This is a genomic window from Variovorax sp. GW821-FHT09B05, assembly GCF_059418265.1.
Genome location: NZ_JBWKPN010000030.1, coordinates 1 through 16,044, shown reverse-complemented (window position 1 = coordinate 16,044; position 16,044 = coordinate 1). Strand labels below are relative to the sequence as shown.

The following is a 16,044-nucleotide window of genomic DNA, read 5'->3' as shown; positions in this document are numbered from 1 at the left end:
TCTTGTCTCTTGTCTTCTGCGCCCCATTCTGGGGCGATCCAAGCGCAGGCGGTATGAGGCATTGCCCTCACTGCGCCGAAGAACGGTCGGCCCGGCCCCGGGCTCAGTGCAGCACGCTCCCCTCGCCCTGCACATGCTCGCGCACTGCCTCCAGCAGCAAGGTGCCCAGCCGCGCGGCCGGCGCTTCCGCCTGCGCCTGCGCGCGGTAGAGCGACAGCGACATCTGCGGCAGCGCGGGCAGGCCGAGCAGCGTGCGGTCGATGGCCCGCACCTGGCGCGGCAAGCCGAAGGGCGTGCGCACCGAGAGGCCGAGGCCGGCCGAGCTCGCGGCCCACAGCGCGGCCAGGCTGCTGCTCGCGAAGGCATGGCGCCAGGGCACGCCCGCGCGGTCGAGCGCGTCGGTGACGATGGCGCGCAGCGGACAGGGCGCGTCGAGCAGCACCAGCGGCAGCGGCTCCTGCGTCTTGCGCGCGGCCCCGGCGCCGCGTTCGCGCTCCTTCCACCAGGGGGCATCGCACATCGCCGGATCGACCGGGCCGATCCACTGCAGCGGCAGCCGCGCCACGCGCTGCGCATGGGCGGAGATCGGCTGCTCGCCCGCGTCCCAGGCCAGCGCGAGGTCGAGCTTGCCGAGCTCGAGCCGCTCGCGCAGGTCGCCGCTGCGCGCCACGCAGGCCTCGATGCGCACCTTGGGATGGGCGCGCGCGAAGCGGCCCAGCACCGCGGGCAGCAGCGTCTCGCCGAAATCCTCCTGCAGCCCGAGCCGCACCCAGCCCTCGAGGTCGACGCCGCGCATCGCGGCGCCCGCCTCCTCGTTGAGCGCCAGCAGCCGGTGCGCGTAGGCCAGCAGGGTCTCGCCCGCGTCGGTCAGCTCCAGCCCGCGGCCGGCCTTGCGGAACAGCACCGTGCCGGCCTGCGACTCGAGCTTCTTGAGCTGGGCGCTGACCGCCGAGGTCGAGCGGCCGAGCCGGTCGGCCGCGCGCGCATAGCTGCCGAGCGCCACGCCGGTCGAGAAGCTGCGCAGCACGTCGAGATCGAACATCACCTGGGACATGGCAACCATCCTGTTTTTTCGAACGATGCTACGATTATTTTCTGATTTTCAAAACCTTCGCAAGCGCGGAGACTGCGTCACCTATGACCCATTCCGCCCCTTCCCCCACCCCGCTCCCGCCGCGCCACCGCTGGAAAGTGCTGAGCGCGGGTGTCGCGGCCAACGCCGCCTTCTCGGTCGCCTTCAGCGGCATCCCGATGACCGCCGTGCTGATGCGCTCGGGCTACCAGCTCGACAACGCCACGCTCGGCCTGGTGCTCGGTCTCATGGGCCTGGGCATCGCGGTCAGCGAGCTGCCCTGGGGCCTGCTGACCGACCGCTGGGGCGACCGCCCGGTGCTGCTGCTGGGCCTGGGCGCCACCGCGCTCGCGCTGGCGGCGATGGCGCTGTGGGCCGCGCCCGTGGCCGGCCACGTCCCGGGCCTGGGGCTGCTCGGCGGCGGGCTGCTGCTGGTCGGGCTGCTCGGCGGCAGCGTCAACGGCGCCAGCGGCCGCGCGGTGATGACCTGGTTCGCCGCCGGCGAGCGCGGCCTCGCGATGAGCATCCGCCAGACCGCCGTGCCGCTGGGCGGCGGCATCGGCGCGCTGGTGCTGCCCTGGCTGGCGCTGCACCTCGGCTTCGCGGCGCTCTACGGCGTGCTCGCGCTGCTGTGCGCGCTCAGCGCGGGGATGGCCTGGGCCTGGGTGCACGAGCCGCCGCCGGAACGCGCCGCACGGCCCTCGGCCGCGCCGGCCGCTTCAGGCACCGGCCCGCTGCGCGATGCGCGCGTGTGGCGCATCGTCGCGGGCATCGGCATCCTCTGCGCGCCGCAGTTCGCGGTGCTGTCCTTCGGCACGGTGTTCCTGCACGACTTCGGCCATGCGGGCCTGGCGACCATCACCGCCGCCATGGTCACGCTGCAGGCCGGCGCGATGGCGATGCGCGTGTGGAGCGGGCGCTGGACCGACCGGCACGGCAACCGGCCGGCCTACCTGCGCGCCTGCGCCAGCCTCAGCGTGGGGCTGTTCGCGCTGCTCGCGGTGCTGGTGTTCTGCACCGGCACGCAGTTGGCCGCCGAGTCGCAGGCGCTGCGCATCGCGCTGGTGGTGCTGCTGGGCGTGAGCGGCATCTGTGTCTCGGCCTGGCACGGCGTGGCCTACACCGAGCTCGCCACGCTGGCCGGCGCCGCGCGCGCCGGCACGGCGCTGGGCATGGCGAACACCAGCGTGTTCCTGGTCTGCTTCGTCACGCCGTTCTCGATCCCGCACCTGATGGCGGCGCAGGGCTGGCCGCTGGTGTGGCTGGCGGCGGCCGGCTGCGCGCTGGTCGCGGTGCCGCTGCTGGCGCCGCGCGCGCCTTCGACCTCGGCCGGTGCCTGTCAGGCGCCGAAGTCGGCGAAGACGGCGTTGAGCCGCTCCACGTAGGCGCGCTTGGCGGCCTCGTCGATGAAGCTGCCCTCGAAGCTGTTGGCCGCGAGCTGCCAGGCGTGGCGCGCGCTCAGGCCAGTGGCCTCGAAGGTCTGCGTGAAGTTCTGGTTCATGTAGCCGCCGAAGTAGGCCGGATCGTCGGAGTTCACCGTGGCGACCAGGCCCGCGTCGAGCAGGGTGCCGAGGTTGTGCTGCGCGAGGTCGGGGAACACGCACAGCTTGAGGTTCGACAGCGGGCACACGGTCAGCGGGATGCGGTCCTGCGCCAACCGCTGCATCAGCGCCGGGTCCTTCGCGCTCTGCACGCCGTGGTCGACGCGCTCCACCTTGAGCACGTCGAGTGCGCTCCACACGTATTCGGGCGGGCCTTCCTCGCCCGCATGGGCCACGAGGTGCAGGCCCAGTTCGCGGCAGCGCGCGAACACGCGCGCGAACTTCTCGGGCGGATGGCCGACCTCGCTCGAGTCGAGCCCCACGCCGATGAACTTGTCGCGATGGGGCAGCGCCTGCTCCAGGGTCTCGAAGGCTTCTTCCTCGCTCAGGTGGCGCAGGAAGCACAGGATCAGCGAGGCGCTCACGCCCAGCTTGTCCTTCGCCTCGACGCAGGCGCGATACAGGCCATCGACCACGGTCTGCATCGCCACGCCGCGCGCGGTGTGGGTCTGCGGGTCGAAGAACATCTCGGTGTGGACCACGTGGTCGGCCGCGGCGCGCTCGAGGTAGGCCCAGGCCATGTCGAAGAAGTCCTGCTCCTTGAGCAGCACGCTCGCGCCTGCGTAGTAGATGTCGAGGAAGCTCTGCAGGTTGGTGAAGGCGTAGGCTTGGCGCAGCTCCTCGACGCTGGCGTAGGGAATGGCCACGCCGTTGCGCTGCGCGAGCGCGAAGATCAGCTCGGGCTCGAGCGAGCCCTCGATGTGCATGTGCAGCTCGGCCTTGGGCATGGCGCGCAGCAGCTCGGGCAGGCGCTCGGCGGGAATGGCGTCGAAGCGCAGGTGGTCGGCGGCGGGGCGGAAATCGGTCATGGTGGGGTCTGGCGCATGGGGGGCGCCGTGGGGCATTGCGTTCGCGCGAGCATAAAGGCTGCCCGCGGCCGCGCAATGCGCGAAACCGTATGGCCTCAATCGAGGCTGCGCGCCGAGCTCGTGAGCGAGCGCGCGCACAAGAGCAAGGTGGGCGCCAGCTTGCGCACCGCCTCCTCCAGCGTCCAGCGGCTGGTGGGCGCGACCACGTGCACCGAGGCCACGGGCCGGCCCTGGCTGCCGAGCACCGGCGCGGCGATGGTCATGTCGCCGAGGAACAGCTCCTCGGCATTGGTCGCGAAGCCCTGCAGCCGTGCCTGCCGCAAGGTGGCCAGGATCGCCTCGACCTCGGTCAGCGTGTGGGTGGTGTGGGCCACCCGGTCCGAGGCCTCGATCAGCGCGCGCGCCTCGTCCTCGGGCAGCGCGCTCAGGAAGGCGCGGCCCGAGGCGGTGCAGTACATCGGGATGCGGCTGCCGATCGGCATGTGCACCGGCACGAACTGCGCGCTCACGAAGCGCGCCACGTAGACCATGTCCAGCCCGTCGGGCTCGGTGAGGCAGGAGGTCTCGGTCGTCACCTTGGTGAGCTCCGACAGGTAGGGATTCGCCACGTCGATCAGCGCATTGGCCGCGAGGTAGTTGAAGCCGATCTCCATCACGCGCGGCGTGAGCTGGTAGCGCCGCGTCTTCGGATGTTTGCGCAGGTAGCCGAGCTTCTCGAGCGTGAAGACCATGCGCTGGGCCGAGCTCTTGGTGATGTCGGTGGCCGCGGCCACGTCGGCCAGCGTCATGGTGCGCCGCCGCGCGCTGAAGGCGCGCAGCACGGCCAAGCCCTTCTCGAGCGACTGGTTGAAGAGAAGGCTCTGGCTGTCCTCGGGCGCCGCGTCGTCGGCGGTTCCGGTGGGGGCGGTCGTGGGGTCCATGGCGTCGAAGTATAGCTAGGGCTCGTCGAAATATCGAATATCGATACGATCAATTCGACTAGTGGTTTTCATTTATTGATTAAAGAGTCGATCGAATCGATTATTGGCATGCATGTTGCGTCGACCCCGCTTCCTTCGCTTCCTTCCTTTCTCTCTCTTGTCCTGAGGAGTGCTTCCATGAATCGCATCGTTCGCCACCTCCGCCCGCTGCGCCGCCTCGCGCTCGGCCTCTGCATCGCCGGCGCCGCCTCGCTCGCGGCGGCCCAGGGCGCGGCCCCGGCCAGCTTCAACGTGGGCGCCACCGCCACCGGCGTGCCCTTCACCTTCCTCGACGTGAAGAGCAACAGCATCCAGGGAATGATGGTCGACACCGTCACCGCGGTCGGCAAGGCCGGCGGCTTCACGGTCAACGTGCAGCAGACCGTGTTCTCGGCGCTGATCCCCTCGCTCACGGCGCGCAAGATCGACATCGTCTCGGCCGCCATGCTCAAGACGCCCGCGCGCCAGGAGGTGGTCGACTTCAGCGACCCGGTCTATTCGTACGGCGAGGGCCTGATCGTCAAGGCCGACGACACCCGCGCCTACGCCACGCTCGACGAGCTCAAGGGCGAAGTGATGGGCGCGCAGGTCGGCACCGTGTTCCTCGACATGCTCACCAAGAAGGGCATCTTCAAGGAGGTGCGCAGCTACGACTCGGTGGCCGACATGACGCGCGACCTCTCGCTCGGCCGCATCAAGGCCGGCCTCGGCGACCAGCCCATCATGGCCTACCAGATCCGGCAGAACACCTTCCCGGGCGTGAAGCTGGTCGACAGCTACAAGCCCGTGAACGTGGGCGACGTCTGCCTGGTGGTGCGCAAGGGCGACACCGAGACGCTGGCGCGGCTGAACAAGGCCATCGCCGCGATCAAGGCCGACGGCACGCTGGCGAAGATCGTCCAGAAATGGGGCATCTGAGCGCGCGCTGAGCCATGACCTCCTCGTTCCTCCAACACGCGCAGGACTTCCTGCCGATCCTGCTGCAGGGCGCGGTGGTCACGGTGCAGGTCACCGTGCTGTCGTTCCTGCTGAGCAGCGTGCTCGGCCTCGCGCTGGCGCTGATGAAGCTGTCGCCGGTGCGCGCCGTCTCGTGGACCGGCGCGGTGATCGTCAACGTGATCCGCGGGCTGCCGATCATCGTGCAGCTGTTCTACATCTACTTCGTGCTGCCCGAGTTCGGCGTGCAGCTCACGGCCTTCCAGGCCGGCGTGATCGGCCTGGGCATCGCCTACTCGGCCTACCAGGCCGAGAACTTCCGCGCCGGCATCGAGGCCGTCGACCCGGGCCAGCGCGAGGCCGCGCAGGCCATGGGCATGCGCTCGGCGCTGATCATGCGGCGCGTGATCCTGCCGCAGGCCTTCCGCATCGCGCTGCCGCCCTACGGCAACACGCTGGTGATGATGCTCAAGGACTCCTCGCTGGTCTCGACCATCACGGTGGCCGAGATGACGCGCGCGGGCCAGCTGATCGCCTCCTCCACCTTCCAGAACATGACGGTCTACACGCTGGTCGCGCTGCTCTACCTGCTGATGAGCCTGCCGCTGGTCTGGGGCCTGCGCCAGCTCGAGGCGCGCTTCGGCGCCGGAAGGAGGAAGCCATGATCCACGTCGAAGGCCTCGAGAAGCGCTTCGGCGCGCACCGCGTGCTGCAGGGCGTGAGCCTGCGCGTGGACAAGGGCGAGGTGGTGTGCCTGATCGGCCCCTCGGGTTCGGGCAAGTCGACGGTGCTGCGCTGCATCAACGGCCTCGAGTCGTACGAGGGCGGCGAGGTGCGCGCCTTCGGCGAGCGCGTGGACCGCAACGCGCCCGCCATCCACCGGCTGCGCAGCCGCATGGGCATGGTGTTCCAGCGCTTCAACCTGTTCCCGCACCGCACCGTGATCGAGAACGTGATGGAGGGCCCGGTGCACGTGCTGCGCCAGAACCCCGCGCAGGCGCGCGAGGAGGCGCTCGCGCTGCTCGCCAAGGTCGGGCTGGCCGAGAAGGCGCAGGCCTGGCCGGCGCAGCTCTCGGGCGGCCAGCAGCAGCGCGTGGCGATCGCGCGCGCGCTCGCGATGAAGCCCGAGGCCATGCTGTTCGACGAACCCACCTCGGCGCTCGACCCCGAGCTCGTGGGCGACGTGCTCGGCGTGATGCGCGCGCTGGCCGACGAGGGCATGACCATGATCGTGGTCACGCACGAGATGGGCTTCGCGCGCGAGGTGGCCGACCGCGTGTGCTTCCTGCACAGCGGCAGCATCGTCGAGGAAGGCCCGGCCGCGCAGGTGCTGGGCGCGCCGCGCCAGGCGCGCACGCAGGACTTCCTGCGGCGCGTGCTGCATCCGTCGGCGGAGGTGCGCGCGTGAGAATCGCGACATCGACACTGCCTCCTTCGCTGTGGGCCGCCACCGCGCCAGCGGCACCGCCGACGCCGCCACTGGCGGGTTCGCAGCGCGCCGACGTGCTGATCGTGGGCGCCGGCTTCACGGGCCTGTCGGCCGCGCTGCACCTGGCCGAGGCCGGCACCAAGGTCTGCGTGCTCGAGGCGCACGAGCCGGGCTGGGGCGCCTCGGGGCGCAACGGCGGCCAGGTCAATCCCACGCTCAAGCACGATCCCGACGAGCTGGTGCGGCTCTACGGCGCCGCGCGCGCCGAACCGCTGATCGACGCGGTCTCGCGCTCGGCCGACCTGGTGTTCGAGCTGATCGAGCGCCACGGCATCGACTGCCAGCCGGTGCGCAAGGGCTGGCTGCAGGTGGCCTATTCGCCCAAGCACATCGCCGCCATGCATGCGCGCGCCGAGCAATGGGCGCGGCGCGGCGTCGCCACGCAGATGCTCGACCGCGCCGACGTGGCGGCGCGCCTGGGCACCGAGGCCTTCGCGGGCGGCTGGCTCGACGGCCGCGCGGGCGGCATCCAGCCGCTGGCCTACACGCGCGGCCTGGTGCGCGCCGCGCAGGCCGCGGGCGCATCGGTGCACGGCGGCAGCGCGGTCACGGCGCTCGAGCGCCGCGGGTCGCAGTGGCATGCGGGCACGTCGAGCGGCGCGAGCGTGGTCGCCGACCAGGTGCTGATCGCGACCAACGGCTACACCGGCGGCCTGTGGCCCGGCCTCTCGCGCACGGTGCTCGCGGCCAACAGCTTCATCGTCGCGACCGCGCCGCTGCAGGGCGCGGCGGCACACGCCATCCTGCCGGGCGGCGAGACCGCCTCGACCTCGCAGCGCCTGTTGCTGTACTTCCGCAAGGACGCGCAGGGCCGGCTGCTGATGGGCGGTCGCGGCCACTTCGCCGACCCGGCGGGGCCGGCCGATTTCGCGCACCTCGAGCGCTCGCTCGAACTGCTGTTCCCGCAGCTCGGGCCGCTCGAATACGAGTACCGCTGGGCCGGCCGCATCGCCGTCACGCGCGACTTCATGCCGCATGTGCACACGCCCGCGCCGGGCCTCACGATCGCGCTGGGCTACAACGGGCGCGGCATCGCGCTGGCCACCAGCATGGGCCGACACGTGGCGGCGCGGCTGCTGCAGCCCGGGGCGGATTTCCCGTACCCGGTGACGCCGCTCCAGCCGATCCCGCTGCATGGACTGCAGCGCTTCTACATCGCGGCGGGCGTGGCCTGGTACAGCCTGCTCGATCGCTTCTCCTGAGCCGGCGCCCCGCTTGATAAGCTGGGCCGCATGCACACCCTGATCGGCATCGCGGCGTATCTCCTGATCGGCATCGCCGTGGCGCCGTTGCTGCTGCTCGGGCTCTATGTGCTGGCCGACAGGCTCGGACTGAAGGTGGCCGACCGCATGCTGTCGCTGACGGCGCGGCTGCTCCAGTGGCAGTGGCTCAGTGGCGGCGTGGTGAACATCGTCGGTGGCCTGCTCATCGCCGCGCTCGGGGTCTGGGGCGCGCTGTCCCTGGCGCCGCCGCTGCATCGGCTGGCCAGCGCGCTGCTGGTGCCCTTCGGGCTCTGGCGGGCCTTCAGGGGCGTGGCCGTGCTCAAGGCGCTTTCGACCATCGACGAATAGCACGCCCAGGGCCGCCAGCCGATACCATGGCGTGCTCCATCCACCCACAGCATCGGACACACCCCATGTCGATCGACACCCTTTCCACCTGGCACCAGCTCGTGAAGACGCGCGACGCGGCGGGGCTCGACGTGCTGCTCGACGAGAGCGCCGTCTTCCATTCGCCGGTGGTGCACAAGCCGCAGGTCGGCAAGGAGATCACGCGCCGCTACCTGGCCGCGGCCTTCGAGGTCTTCTTCAACCCGAGCTTCCGCTACGTGCGCGAAGTGAAGGCCGAGCGCGACGCGGTGCTCGAGTTCGAGGTGGAGCTCGACGGCATCGTGGTCAACGGTGTCGACATGATCCGCTGGAACGACGCGGGCAAGATCACCGAGTTCAAGGTGATGCTGCGCCCGCTCAAGGCCGTGAACCTGATCCACCAGAAGATGGCGGCGCAGCTGCAGGCCGCGCAGCCACCTCAGGCCTGACGGATCAGAGCGGCTCGAAGCCCGGCGCCTGCGTCATCTCGGTGGGCTTGTAGATCTTGTGCGCGGCCGTGGGGGTCGCCACGTCGGACACCACCAGCAGGCGCCACAGCGGCTCGCCGACCGAGCTCAGCTGCTCCTCGCGCGTGAGGCGGAAGGTCGGGAAGCCCGAGGCCGTGCCCTTGACCGTGACCTTGAGCAGGGTCGCGCCCTTCGAGTTCGACACCACGATGTCGTAGCCGGTCTTCTGGCTGCGCACGTCCTCGGCGTTGTAGCCGTAGCCCTTGAAGTGGCGCATCACGTAGTCCATGGCGGCCTCCTGCACGGCCTCGGCCGAGCCCAGCTTCGAGGCGCCGTCGGCACCGGCCACGGCCTCGTCGGGCACGTTGCCCTTGGCGCGGGCGGCCTGGATCGCGGCCTCGTCGGGCGCCCAGTCGCGCGGGCCGCGCACCAGCACCGCGAACTTGCGCTCGGGCTCCCAGCTCGCGACATGCCATTCGGCGTCGTCGCGCACGCGCGTCGAGACCTTGGCGCTGCGGTTGGTCTCGATCTCGCCGATGGCGATGCGGTTGGTCTGCACCACGGCGCGGAAATTCTGGCCGGCGTCGAAGGTGCGCTTGAGCAGCGCGAGGCGGTCGGCGGCGCGCTGCGACTGGAACGCGGAGCGCGGGCCGCCGCCGGGGCGGAACTGCACGTCGAGCGACTCGAGGCAGAACCAGCGCCCGCCCTCGCCGAGGTTCACGTACTCGCCCCAGATGGTGGCGATCACGTTGTCGCCGGTGGCGAGCCAGGCGTGGTCCGAGGCCTTCTCGCGCGCGTCGAACACCCCCATCTTGGCGACGATGTCGACCGGCGTGAGCCGGGGGCCGGAGAGGCGCATCTCATCGATGACGGCGAGTACTTTGGGGTCGACTTCCTTGTCCATGCGGGGGTCTTGTGCGAGAGGCAGATTGGAGATTGCGGGGGGTGGCGAGTATGCCGCAACCGGGAACCGGCCGCCCTCGAGCGCGCGCTCACCAGGCCGTGGCGTCGCCCTCGAGCGCGCGCCGCGCCAGCAGGAAGGTGGCGGCATTCCAGCTCTGGCCCGCCATGCCCATCGGCGCCAGCGTGCGGCCATGGAACCACTCGGTGAAGCGCCAGCCGTCGAGTTCGTTGGCCCGCGCCAGCTTCGCGAGTTCGGCCCAGCCCTCGGCCGCGAGCCCCAGCCTGGCGAGCGCCATGGCCCAGAAGCCGCCCACGAAGGGCCAGATGCCGCCGTTGTGGTACTGGTGCACCAGGTTCTGCCGGTGCCGGCCCATGTAGGCGCGCCACAGCTCGTGCTGCGGCGACAGCGGATGCAGCACCACGCGCACCGGGTAGGGATCGCTCGCGCGCGCGCCCTCGATGGTGTTGACGATGCGGTGCGCCATCGCCTCGTCGGCCAGCCCGGCCTGGATCGCCAGCACGTTGCCGAACACGTCGCCCTCGTCGCCCACCACCGCGAGGTTGACGAAGCTCAGGTACAGCCCCGGATCGCGCCGGCCACGGCGTGCGTAGTGCTGCAGCAGCCGCGCGCGGTGGTATTCGGGCAGGTCGCGCTGGAACGGATTGAACAGGTGGTTGAAGTGGTGCCGGGTCTCGTCGGCCTGCGCGATCGCGAAGCGGCGCTTGACGTCGAACCACAGCGCGTTGGTGTAGAGCACGTAGCCCGAGCGCGGCATGATGTCGGCCCAGTCGCTGGCCTCGTTCTGCTGCAGCAGCCGGAAGTGCTGGTGCTCCTGCGCCAGCAGCCAGCCGATCGCGCGCTGCACGCCATCGGCCCAGTGCGTCGCGCCCACCTGGCCGTGGCGGCGCACGTGGTCCACCGCGATCAGCCACCAGAGCGTGGCGTCGATGCAGCCCAGATACCAGAAGTCGGCGTCCTGCCCCTCGGGGTCGACGTACTTCGGGATCTGCCCGTTGGCCGCCTGCTGCGCCGCGAGCGCGTCAAGGCTCGCGACCGCACCCTGCTCGAGCGCCGGCACGCCGCTGCCGCACATCGCCATCACGCAGATCGCCGCGTCGCGCCCGAAGATGCGCGTGTAGCGCCGCGCCACCGCGGCCTCGGTGCGGCTCGCGGCCAGGATGCCGTGCGGCGTGAGGTTGGCTTCGAGCAGCGCGAGCGAGGCCTGGCTGCAGGCATCGACGAGCGCGAGCGAAGGGGCATCGAGGGAATCGTGGGTCATGGGCGTCGGCGCGGTGCGCGAATCGATGGATCCTCGCTCATTCCTCGTCTTCGTCGGCGAATTCCTCGTAGCGCAGGAAGGCTTCCATGAACTCGGCGAACGAGCGCGCGAGCACGCGCACCGAGGCCGGCGACGCGGCATGCGCGTAGTAGACGACCGGGTACTCGCCATCGACCAGCCCCCGGCTCACGTCGAACAGCACCTGGTCGCCGTCCGCCTCCATGAAGAACTCCGCGAAGCACAGCATGCCGTTCGACGGTGGCGGCCAGCTGCCGCCGCGGCGCTTGACCACGGCGCGCTGCGCCTCGCCGAGCCGATCGAGCGGTTCGAACTCGTGGAAGAACGGATGCTGGTCGCCGAACTGCACGACACCGCCCATCAGCATGAAGCCGCGGCTGCAGCGCAGCAGTTGCTTGTAGGACTCCGGCAGCGGCACGCCCAGCGATTGCTCGAGTGCCGCGATCTCGGCGTCGGTGGCTGGCGGCTGCACGTCCTCGAGATCGAAGTCGGGTGCGAGGCGGGAGAACTGGGGGAAGTGGGCTGCGCTGCGTTCGAGCATGGGAATGACTGTGGACGTGGGAGGTGTCTGTTCGATGGCGGCGTGTCTCAGGGATCGGTCTCGCGCGGCAGGCCGAGCGACGCGGGCAGCGCTTCGGCCTCGGCCGCGCCATGGTGCAGGCCCACGCCGGCTCCGAGGCCCGCGCCCATGCCGGCGCCCATGCCACCGCCGCCTCCGCCCTTGCCACCGGCACCACCGCCGGCATTGCCGCCGCCACCGCCCGTGCGCTCGCCGCGCGTGGCCGTGCCCTTGAGCCGCAGCGGCCCCTGCTTCGGGATGCCGAGCGTCGGCGGCACCGGATCGAGGTCGAGCACCGCGCGGATGAAGGTGCGCAGCGAGACCACCAACTCGGCCGTCTCCACGCTGCGGCCCGCGACCATGTCTGCCGCGGCCTTCGCGGCCAGCCGCACCTGCTCCTCGGTGCCGAGCAGGATCACGTCGGACAGCGCGGTCTCGACCGCATCGCGGATGCGACGGCGCCGGTCCGAGGCGGGCAGGCCGGCATCGGCGCCGCCTTCGGCCTCGGCCTGCAGGCCGCGCGTGCGCAGTTCGCGCAGATGGCTGGGGTCGACCGCGAGCTCGCCGGTGAACGAACCGCCGAGCACCTTGTAGGCCGCGATCAGGGTCTTGAGCCGCTCGTTGATCTGCCGGTTCTGCCGCTCGCGCCGCTGCTGCACGCTCAGCATCACGACGATGCGGATGCCGACCGCGACCAGCGACACGAGCACCAGGCCGAGCAGGGTCGAGAGCAGGCCTTGCCAGGATGTGAAGTCGATCGAGTTGCGCATCGGTGAACCCAGGGAGGCGGCAGGGAACGGCCGGCGCTCGCGACGCCGACCCTGTGCCGAGTATCCCCGGGCGGCCGGGACGCGGCTGTAGGCCCAGGACGCAGGCGCGGCCGCTCAGCCCTGCGGCTGCGGCTCGGCGACGAAGCGATCGCCCTCGAGCCGGCAGGCGATGCGGCTCGCGTCCTCCTGCAGGCACAGCGCGACGTCTTCGGCGAAGCCGCGTTCGCGCAGTTCCACGGCCGAGCCGCATTCGGCCAGCACCCGCGCCCGTTGCGCACCGAGCCCTTCGTAGGCCAGCGCGGCGGCGCGCGCCTCGGGGGAGGCGTCCGCGCGCCCGAGCGCCGAGACGATGCCGCCGGCCGCGACGTGGTCCTCGAGGCCGGGGCGCAAGCCCGCGTCGCCGGGCCAGCGTTCGCCGCAGGGCACCACGAGCACGCGCGCATGCGGCGCGCAGGCGGCCGCGGTCGCGCGCAGGTTGCGCAAGCCGGCGCAGTAGACGGCCTTGCCCAGGGCCTTCGCACGGTAGGCACAGGCGGACCCGTTGGGCGACGGCAGCACGAGGCGCAGGCCTTGATGCGCCGCCAGCATCGACTGCGGCGACAGCGACCAGCCCCGCGCGAAGCGCTGCCTGCCGCTGGCCACCTCGGCGCCGCGCGCCTCGGCGTAGCGCTGCGCGCTCTCGTCCTTCCAGGGGTAGGGATGGACGATGGCGCCCCGGTCCACGGCGATGCTGACGCAGGTGGAGAAGGACATGACGTCGACGACGACGATGCAGTCCGCGTCGGGCCCGAGCCGCTCGATGGCCGCCAAGCCCCATTCGAGGCGCACCGAGAAGCCGTGCTGCGCGAACGGGCTCAGGGACACACGAGCTCCGTCTTCGCCACCGCGCACAGCCGCGCCTTCTCGGCCTCGGTCAGCGCCGGCCCCTTCACCATCCCGTCGAGCATCAGCACCGCGGGATAGAGCCGCCGGTCGCGCGGGTTCTTGCGGTAGGCCTGCATCACGCGCTGCTGGCTCTCGTCCTTGCAGACCTTGGCCATCTCCCGCTTCACCTCGCGGTCGCGCGCCGAGCCGTCACCGCCGAATTCACCGGCGAAGTGGAAGCACATCGCGGCATCCTCGACGGCCTGGCGCAGCGGCTGCTCGTCCTTCGAGAAACGCGGCGGCGTCTCGCCGGCCGCGGCGGCGGGCAGCGAGACCAGCGCCGCGAGGACGGCGGCAACGAAGGGGCGAAGACTGCGCAGCATCGAACGGATCCTCCATGAAAAAAGGCCGCCTCGAAGGCGGCCTTGCCTGCATCGCGACGCGAAGCAGCCTGCTTGTTTACTTCTTGTCGCCGCCCGGCACCTTGCCTTCGACGCCCTTGACGTAGAAGTTGATGCCGGTCAGGAACTTGTCGTCGGCGACCGCGTCCTTGGCGACCACTTCCTTGCCGTCCTGGCCGAGGATCGGGCCCTTCCAGATCGAGAAGCTGCCGTCCTTCAGGCCCTTCTTGACCTCGTCGACCTTGGCCTTGGCCTCGGCCGGCACGTCCTCGGCGATCGACACGAGGTCGATGGCGCCTTCCTTGACGCCCCACCAGGCCTGGCCGGTGGCCCACTTGCCGTCGAGCGCGTCCTGCGTGGCCTTGATGTAGTACGGCGCCCAGTTGATGGTGGCCGAGCCCAGGTGGGCCTTGGGACCGTAGGCGGTCATGTCGGAGTCCCAGCCGAAGGCGCGCTTGCCCTTTTCCTGCGCGGTCTTGAGCACGGCCGGCGAGTCGGTGTTCTGGAACAGGATGTCGGCGCCACCGTTGATCAGGGCGGTGGCGGCCTCGGTTTCCTTCGGCGGGCTGAACCACTCGTTGACCCACACGACCTTGGTCGTGATCTTCGGGTTGACCGACTGGGCGCCGAGCGTGAAGCTGTTGATGTTGCGCAGCACCTCGGGGATCGGCACCGAGCCGACGACGCCGAGCGTGTTCGACTTGGTCATGGCGCCCGCGATGATGCCGGCCATGTACGCGCCTTCGTAGGTGCGGCTGTCGTAGGTGCGCATGTTCTCGGCGGTCTTGTAGCCGGTGGCATGCTCGAACTTGACGTCCTTGCTGTCGTTGGCCACCTTGAGCATGGGCTCCATGTAGCCGAAGGTGGTGCCGAAGATCAGCTTGTTGCCCTGGCCGACCATGTCGCGGAACACGCGCTCGGCGTCGGCGCCCTCGGGCACGCTTTCCACGAAGGTGGTCTTGATCTTGTCGCCGAATTCCTTCTCGAGCGCCTTGCGGCCGTTGTCGTGCGCGAAGGTCCAGCCGCCGTCGCCCACGGGTCCGATGTATGCGAATGCGATGTTGAGCGGCGCTGCCGGGGCCGGCGCGGCGGCGGCGGGTGCCGGAGCCGGTGCGGGCGCGGCGGCCGGTGCTGCCGCTTCTTCTTTCTTGCCGCAGCCGATCAAGGCTGCCGAAGCGACCGCCGTGAGGGCGGCGAGCTTGAGCAGGGAGCGCTTGTTCAGATCATTCATTGTCGGAAATCCTCAAAAAGGACGGGTTGGCGGAAAAACGAAAACCGCGATTATGAGCCGGGGTAGAACGGTTTCCCGATCGAAGCCGGCATGTTGACGCGAATGAATGCGGGGTTGCGCGAGATCAGGGCCAGCACCACGATGGGCGCGATGTACTGCAACATGCTGAGGAACTGCGAGGGCACGTCGACGCCGCTGCTCTGCAGGTGGAAGCCCAGCATCGAGACGCCGCCGAACAGGTAGGCGCCCAGCAGCACGCGCATCGGCCGCCAGGTGGCGAAGGTGGTGAGCGCCAGTGCGATCCAGCCGCGGCCCGCGACCATGCCCTCGACCCACAGCGGGGTGTAGACGGTCGAGAGGTACGCGCCCGAGAGGCCGCACAGCGCCCCGCCCGCGATCACGGCCAAGAGGCGGATGCGCCGCACCGGATAGCCCAGCGCATGCGCCGATTCGGGCGACTCGCCGACCGAGCGCAGCACGAGGCCGGCGCGCGTGCGGTAGAGAAACCAGATCAGGCCTACCGTCAGCAGCACGGCGACGTAGACCATCGGGTGATGGCGGAACAGCGCGGGGCCGAGCAGCGGAATGTCGGCCAGCACGGGGATCGCATAGCTGGCGCTCTCGGGCAGCTTGGCCTGCACGAAGTTGATGCCCGCGAAGGCCGAGAAGCCGACACCGAACAGGCTCAGCGCGAGGCCGGTGGCGTACTGGTTGGTGTTGAGCCAGATGACGAGCACGCCGAAGAAGGCGGCCAGCAGGGCCCCGGCGGCCATGCCGGCGAGCAGGCCGAGCCAGGGGTTGTGGGTGGTCACCACGGTCGCGAAACCGGCGATGGCGGCGCACAGCATCATGCCCTCGGCGCCGAGGTTGACGATGCCGGCCTTCTCGTTGATGAGGAGGCCGAGCGCGGCGATGGCGAGGACGGTGCCGGCGCTCAGGGTGGAGCCGAGCAGGAGTGCGTAGCTGTCCATTTTTTTAGTGGCTCTCGTTGCTTGGGTTGCTCGGGGTGCAGAGGGGACGGTCGGGGCGCGTGCACAGGACAGCGGGTACTTCCCTCCGCGAATGTCCCCCGCCTTCGGCTCCTCCTTTATTTCGC

The 16,044-nt window shown here is 70.5% G+C and carries 18 protein-coding genes; 7 read left to right on the top strand and 11 right to left on the bottom strand.

Features of this window, described 5'->3' with window-relative positions:
* Nucleotides 1-103: 103 nt before the first annotated feature.
* Nucleotides 104-1,054: a LysR substrate-binding domain-containing protein gene (locus tag AC07RM_RS40085; RefSeq protein ID WP_495338026.1), complete on the bottom strand. Its 951-nt coding sequence runs from the start codon at nt 1,052-1,054 to the stop codon at nt 104-106.
* 83 nt (nt 1,055-1,137) lie between these two features.
* On the opposite strand from AC07RM_RS40085, the gene AC07RM_RS40080 reads away from it, so the two are divergent.
* Complete coding sequence (locus AC07RM_RS40080) at nt 1,138-2,457, top strand: MFS transporter (protein WP_495338025.1); 1,320 nt, start codon at nt 1,138-1,140, stop codon at nt 2,455-2,457.
* On the opposite strand, the gene AC07RM_RS40075 is transcribed toward AC07RM_RS40080, so the two are convergent.
* Together AC07RM_RS40075 and AC07RM_RS40070 are read right to left on the bottom strand one after the other, a co-directional pair.
* Entirely contained in the window at nt 2,412-3,482 is a 1,071-nt protein-coding gene (locus AC07RM_RS40075) for an adenosine deaminase (RefSeq protein ID WP_495338024.1), read from the bottom strand. The genes AC07RM_RS40080 and AC07RM_RS40075 overlap by 46 nt on opposite strands.
* A 95-nt stretch (nt 3,483-3,577) precedes the next feature.
* On the bottom strand, nt 3,578-4,402 hold the full coding sequence (locus tag AC07RM_RS40070; protein WP_093340419.1) for an IclR family transcriptional regulator: 825 nt from the start codon (nt 4,400-4,402) through the stop codon (nt 3,578-3,580).
* Between the two features lie 177 nt (nt 4,403-4,579).
* On the opposite strand from AC07RM_RS40070, the gene AC07RM_RS40065 reads away from it, so the two are divergent.
* From AC07RM_RS40065 to AC07RM_RS40040, 6 genes are all read left to right on the top strand, one after another.
* Nucleotides 4,580-5,359, top strand: coding sequence for an ABC transporter substrate-binding protein (locus tag AC07RM_RS40065; protein WP_495338023.1), 780 nt, complete (start codon nt 4,580-4,582; stop codon nt 5,357-5,359).
* A gap of 14 nt (nt 5,360-5,373) precedes the next feature.
* Nucleotides 5,374-6,042 carry an ectoine/hydroxyectoine ABC transporter permease subunit EhuD gene (gene ehuD / locus AC07RM_RS40060; RefSeq protein ID WP_495338022.1) on the top strand — a complete coding sequence of 223 codons (669 nt, stop codon included), beginning with the start codon at nt 5,374-5,376 and terminating at the stop codon, nt 6,040-6,042.
* Nucleotides 6,039-6,785 (top strand): amino acid ABC transporter ATP-binding protein, encoded by a 747-nt coding sequence (locus AC07RM_RS40055; RefSeq protein WP_093340422.1) that lies wholly within the window; start codon nt 6,039-6,041, stop codon nt 6,783-6,785. Before ehuD ends, AC07RM_RS40055 begins: the two co-directional genes overlap by 4 nt.
* Nucleotides 6,782-8,068: an NAD(P)/FAD-dependent oxidoreductase gene (locus tag AC07RM_RS40050; RefSeq protein WP_495338021.1), complete on the top strand. Its 1,287-nt coding sequence runs from the start codon at nt 6,782-6,784 to the stop codon at nt 8,066-8,068. The genes AC07RM_RS40055 and AC07RM_RS40050 overlap by 4 nt, the downstream gene beginning before the upstream one ends.
* Nucleotides 8,069-8,098: 30 nt before the next feature.
* On the top strand, nt 8,099-8,437 hold the full coding sequence (locus AC07RM_RS40045) for a hypothetical protein (protein ID WP_495338020.1): 339 nt from the start codon (nt 8,099-8,101) through the stop codon (nt 8,435-8,437).
* Nucleotides 8,438-8,502: 65 nt separating this feature from the next.
* On the top strand, nt 8,503-8,904 hold the full coding sequence (locus AC07RM_RS40040; RefSeq protein ID WP_495338019.1) for a nuclear transport factor 2 family protein: 402 nt from the start codon (nt 8,503-8,505) through the stop codon (nt 8,902-8,904).
* Nucleotides 8,905-8,908: 4 nt separating this feature from the next.
* Here the strand turns inward: AC07RM_RS40040 and AC07RM_RS40035 are convergent, their stop codons facing one another.
* From AC07RM_RS40035 to AC07RM_RS40000, 8 genes are all read right to left on the bottom strand, one after another.
* Entirely contained in the window at nt 8,909-9,826 is a 918-nt protein-coding gene (locus AC07RM_RS40035) for a protein NO VEIN domain-containing protein (RefSeq protein ID WP_208508466.1), read from the bottom strand.
* Nucleotides 9,827-9,914: 88 nt separating this feature from the next.
* Nucleotides 9,915-11,105, bottom strand: coding sequence for a glycoside hydrolase 100 family protein (locus AC07RM_RS40030; RefSeq protein ID WP_495338018.1), 1,191 nt, complete (start codon nt 11,103-11,105; stop codon nt 9,915-9,917).
* Nucleotides 11,106-11,142: 37 nt separating this feature from the next.
* Entirely contained in the window at nt 11,143-11,664 is a 522-nt protein-coding gene (locus AC07RM_RS40025) for an SMI1/KNR4 family protein (protein ID WP_495338017.1), read from the bottom strand.
* A gap of 47 nt (nt 11,665-11,711) precedes the next feature.
* Nucleotides 11,712-12,452 (bottom strand): hypothetical protein, encoded by a 741-nt coding sequence (locus tag AC07RM_RS40020; RefSeq protein WP_495338016.1) that lies wholly within the window; start codon nt 12,450-12,452, stop codon nt 11,712-11,714.
* 114 nt (nt 12,453-12,566) lie between these two features.
* A complete protein-coding gene (locus tag AC07RM_RS40015) occupies nt 12,567-13,316 on the bottom strand; it encodes a 2-phosphosulfolactate phosphatase (protein WP_495338015.1) in 750 nt (249 codons plus the stop codon).
* The gene (locus tag AC07RM_RS40010; RefSeq protein ID WP_296784255.1) at nt 13,307-13,699 is read right to left on the bottom strand and encodes a hypothetical protein; all 393 of its coding nucleotides are present in this window, start codon (nt 13,697-13,699) and stop codon (nt 13,307-13,309) included. The genes AC07RM_RS40015 and AC07RM_RS40010 overlap by 10 nt, the downstream gene beginning before the upstream one ends.
* A gap of 76 nt (nt 13,700-13,775) precedes the next feature.
* Nucleotides 13,776-14,948, bottom strand: a complete 1,173-nt coding sequence (locus AC07RM_RS40005) for a BMP family ABC transporter substrate-binding protein (RefSeq protein WP_057591996.1) — start codon at nt 14,946-14,948, stop codon at nt 13,776-13,778.
* Between the two features lie 50 nt (nt 14,949-14,998).
* Nucleotides 14,999-15,919: an ABC transporter permease gene (locus tag AC07RM_RS40000; RefSeq protein WP_093340438.1), complete on the bottom strand. Its 921-nt coding sequence runs from the start codon at nt 15,917-15,919 to the stop codon at nt 14,999-15,001.
* Between the last annotated feature and the right edge of the window lie 125 nt (nt 15,920-16,044).

What these genes read in the sequence shown, in the direction of transcription:
- AC07RM_RS40000 (WP_093340438.1), bottom strand. Translation starts at nt 15,919, where the DNA reads ATGGACAGCTACGCACTCCTGCTCGGCTCCACCCTGAGCGCCGGCACC.
- AC07RM_RS40005 (WP_057591996.1), bottom strand. Translation starts at nt 14,948, where the DNA reads ATGAATGATCTGAACAAGCGCTCCCTGCTCAAGCTCGCCGCCCTCACG.
- AC07RM_RS40020 (WP_495338016.1), bottom strand. Translation starts at nt 12,452, where the DNA reads ATGCGCAACTCGATCGACTTCACATCCTGGCAAGGCCTGCTCTCGACC.
- AC07RM_RS40065 (WP_495338023.1), top strand. Translation starts at nt 4,580, where the DNA reads ATGAATCGCATCGTTCGCCACCTCCGCCCGCTGCGCCGCCTCGCGCTC.
- AC07RM_RS40030 (WP_495338018.1), bottom strand. Translation starts at nt 11,105, where the DNA reads ATGACCCACGATTCCCTCGATGCCCCTTCGCTCGCGCTCGTCGATGCC.
- AC07RM_RS40010 (WP_296784255.1), bottom strand. Translation starts at nt 13,699, where the DNA reads ATGCTGCGCAGTCTTCGCCCCTTCGTTGCCGCCGTCCTCGCGGCGCTG.
- AC07RM_RS40085 (WP_495338026.1), bottom strand. Translation starts at nt 1,054, where the DNA reads ATGTCCCAGGTGATGTTCGATCTCGACGTGCTGCGCAGCTTCTCGACC.
- AC07RM_RS40025 (WP_495338017.1), bottom strand. Translation starts at nt 11,664, where the DNA reads ATGCTCGAACGCAGCGCAGCCCACTTCCCCCAGTTCTCCCGCCTCGCA.
- AC07RM_RS40070 (WP_093340419.1), bottom strand. Translation starts at nt 4,402, where the DNA reads ATGGACCCCACGACCGCCCCCACCGGAACCGCCGACGACGCGGCGCCC.
- ehuD (WP_495338022.1), top strand. Translation starts at nt 5,374, where the DNA reads ATGACCTCCTCGTTCCTCCAACACGCGCAGGACTTCCTGCCGATCCTG.
- AC07RM_RS40040 (WP_495338019.1), top strand. Translation starts at nt 8,503, where the DNA reads ATGTCGATCGACACCCTTTCCACCTGGCACCAGCTCGTGAAGACGCGC.
- AC07RM_RS40055 (WP_093340422.1), top strand. Translation starts at nt 6,039, where the DNA reads ATGATCCACGTCGAAGGCCTCGAGAAGCGCTTCGGCGCGCACCGCGTG.
- AC07RM_RS40080 (WP_495338025.1), top strand. Translation starts at nt 1,138, where the DNA reads ATGACCCATTCCGCCCCTTCCCCCACCCCGCTCCCGCCGCGCCACCGC.
- AC07RM_RS40075 (WP_495338024.1), bottom strand. Translation starts at nt 3,482, where the DNA reads ATGACCGATTTCCGCCCCGCCGCCGACCACCTGCGCTTCGACGCCATT.
- AC07RM_RS40045 (WP_495338020.1), top strand. Translation starts at nt 8,099, where the DNA reads ATGCACACCCTGATCGGCATCGCGGCGTATCTCCTGATCGGCATCGCC.
- AC07RM_RS40035 (WP_208508466.1), bottom strand. Translation starts at nt 9,826, where the DNA reads ATGGACAAGGAAGTCGACCCCAAAGTACTCGCCGTCATCGATGAGATG.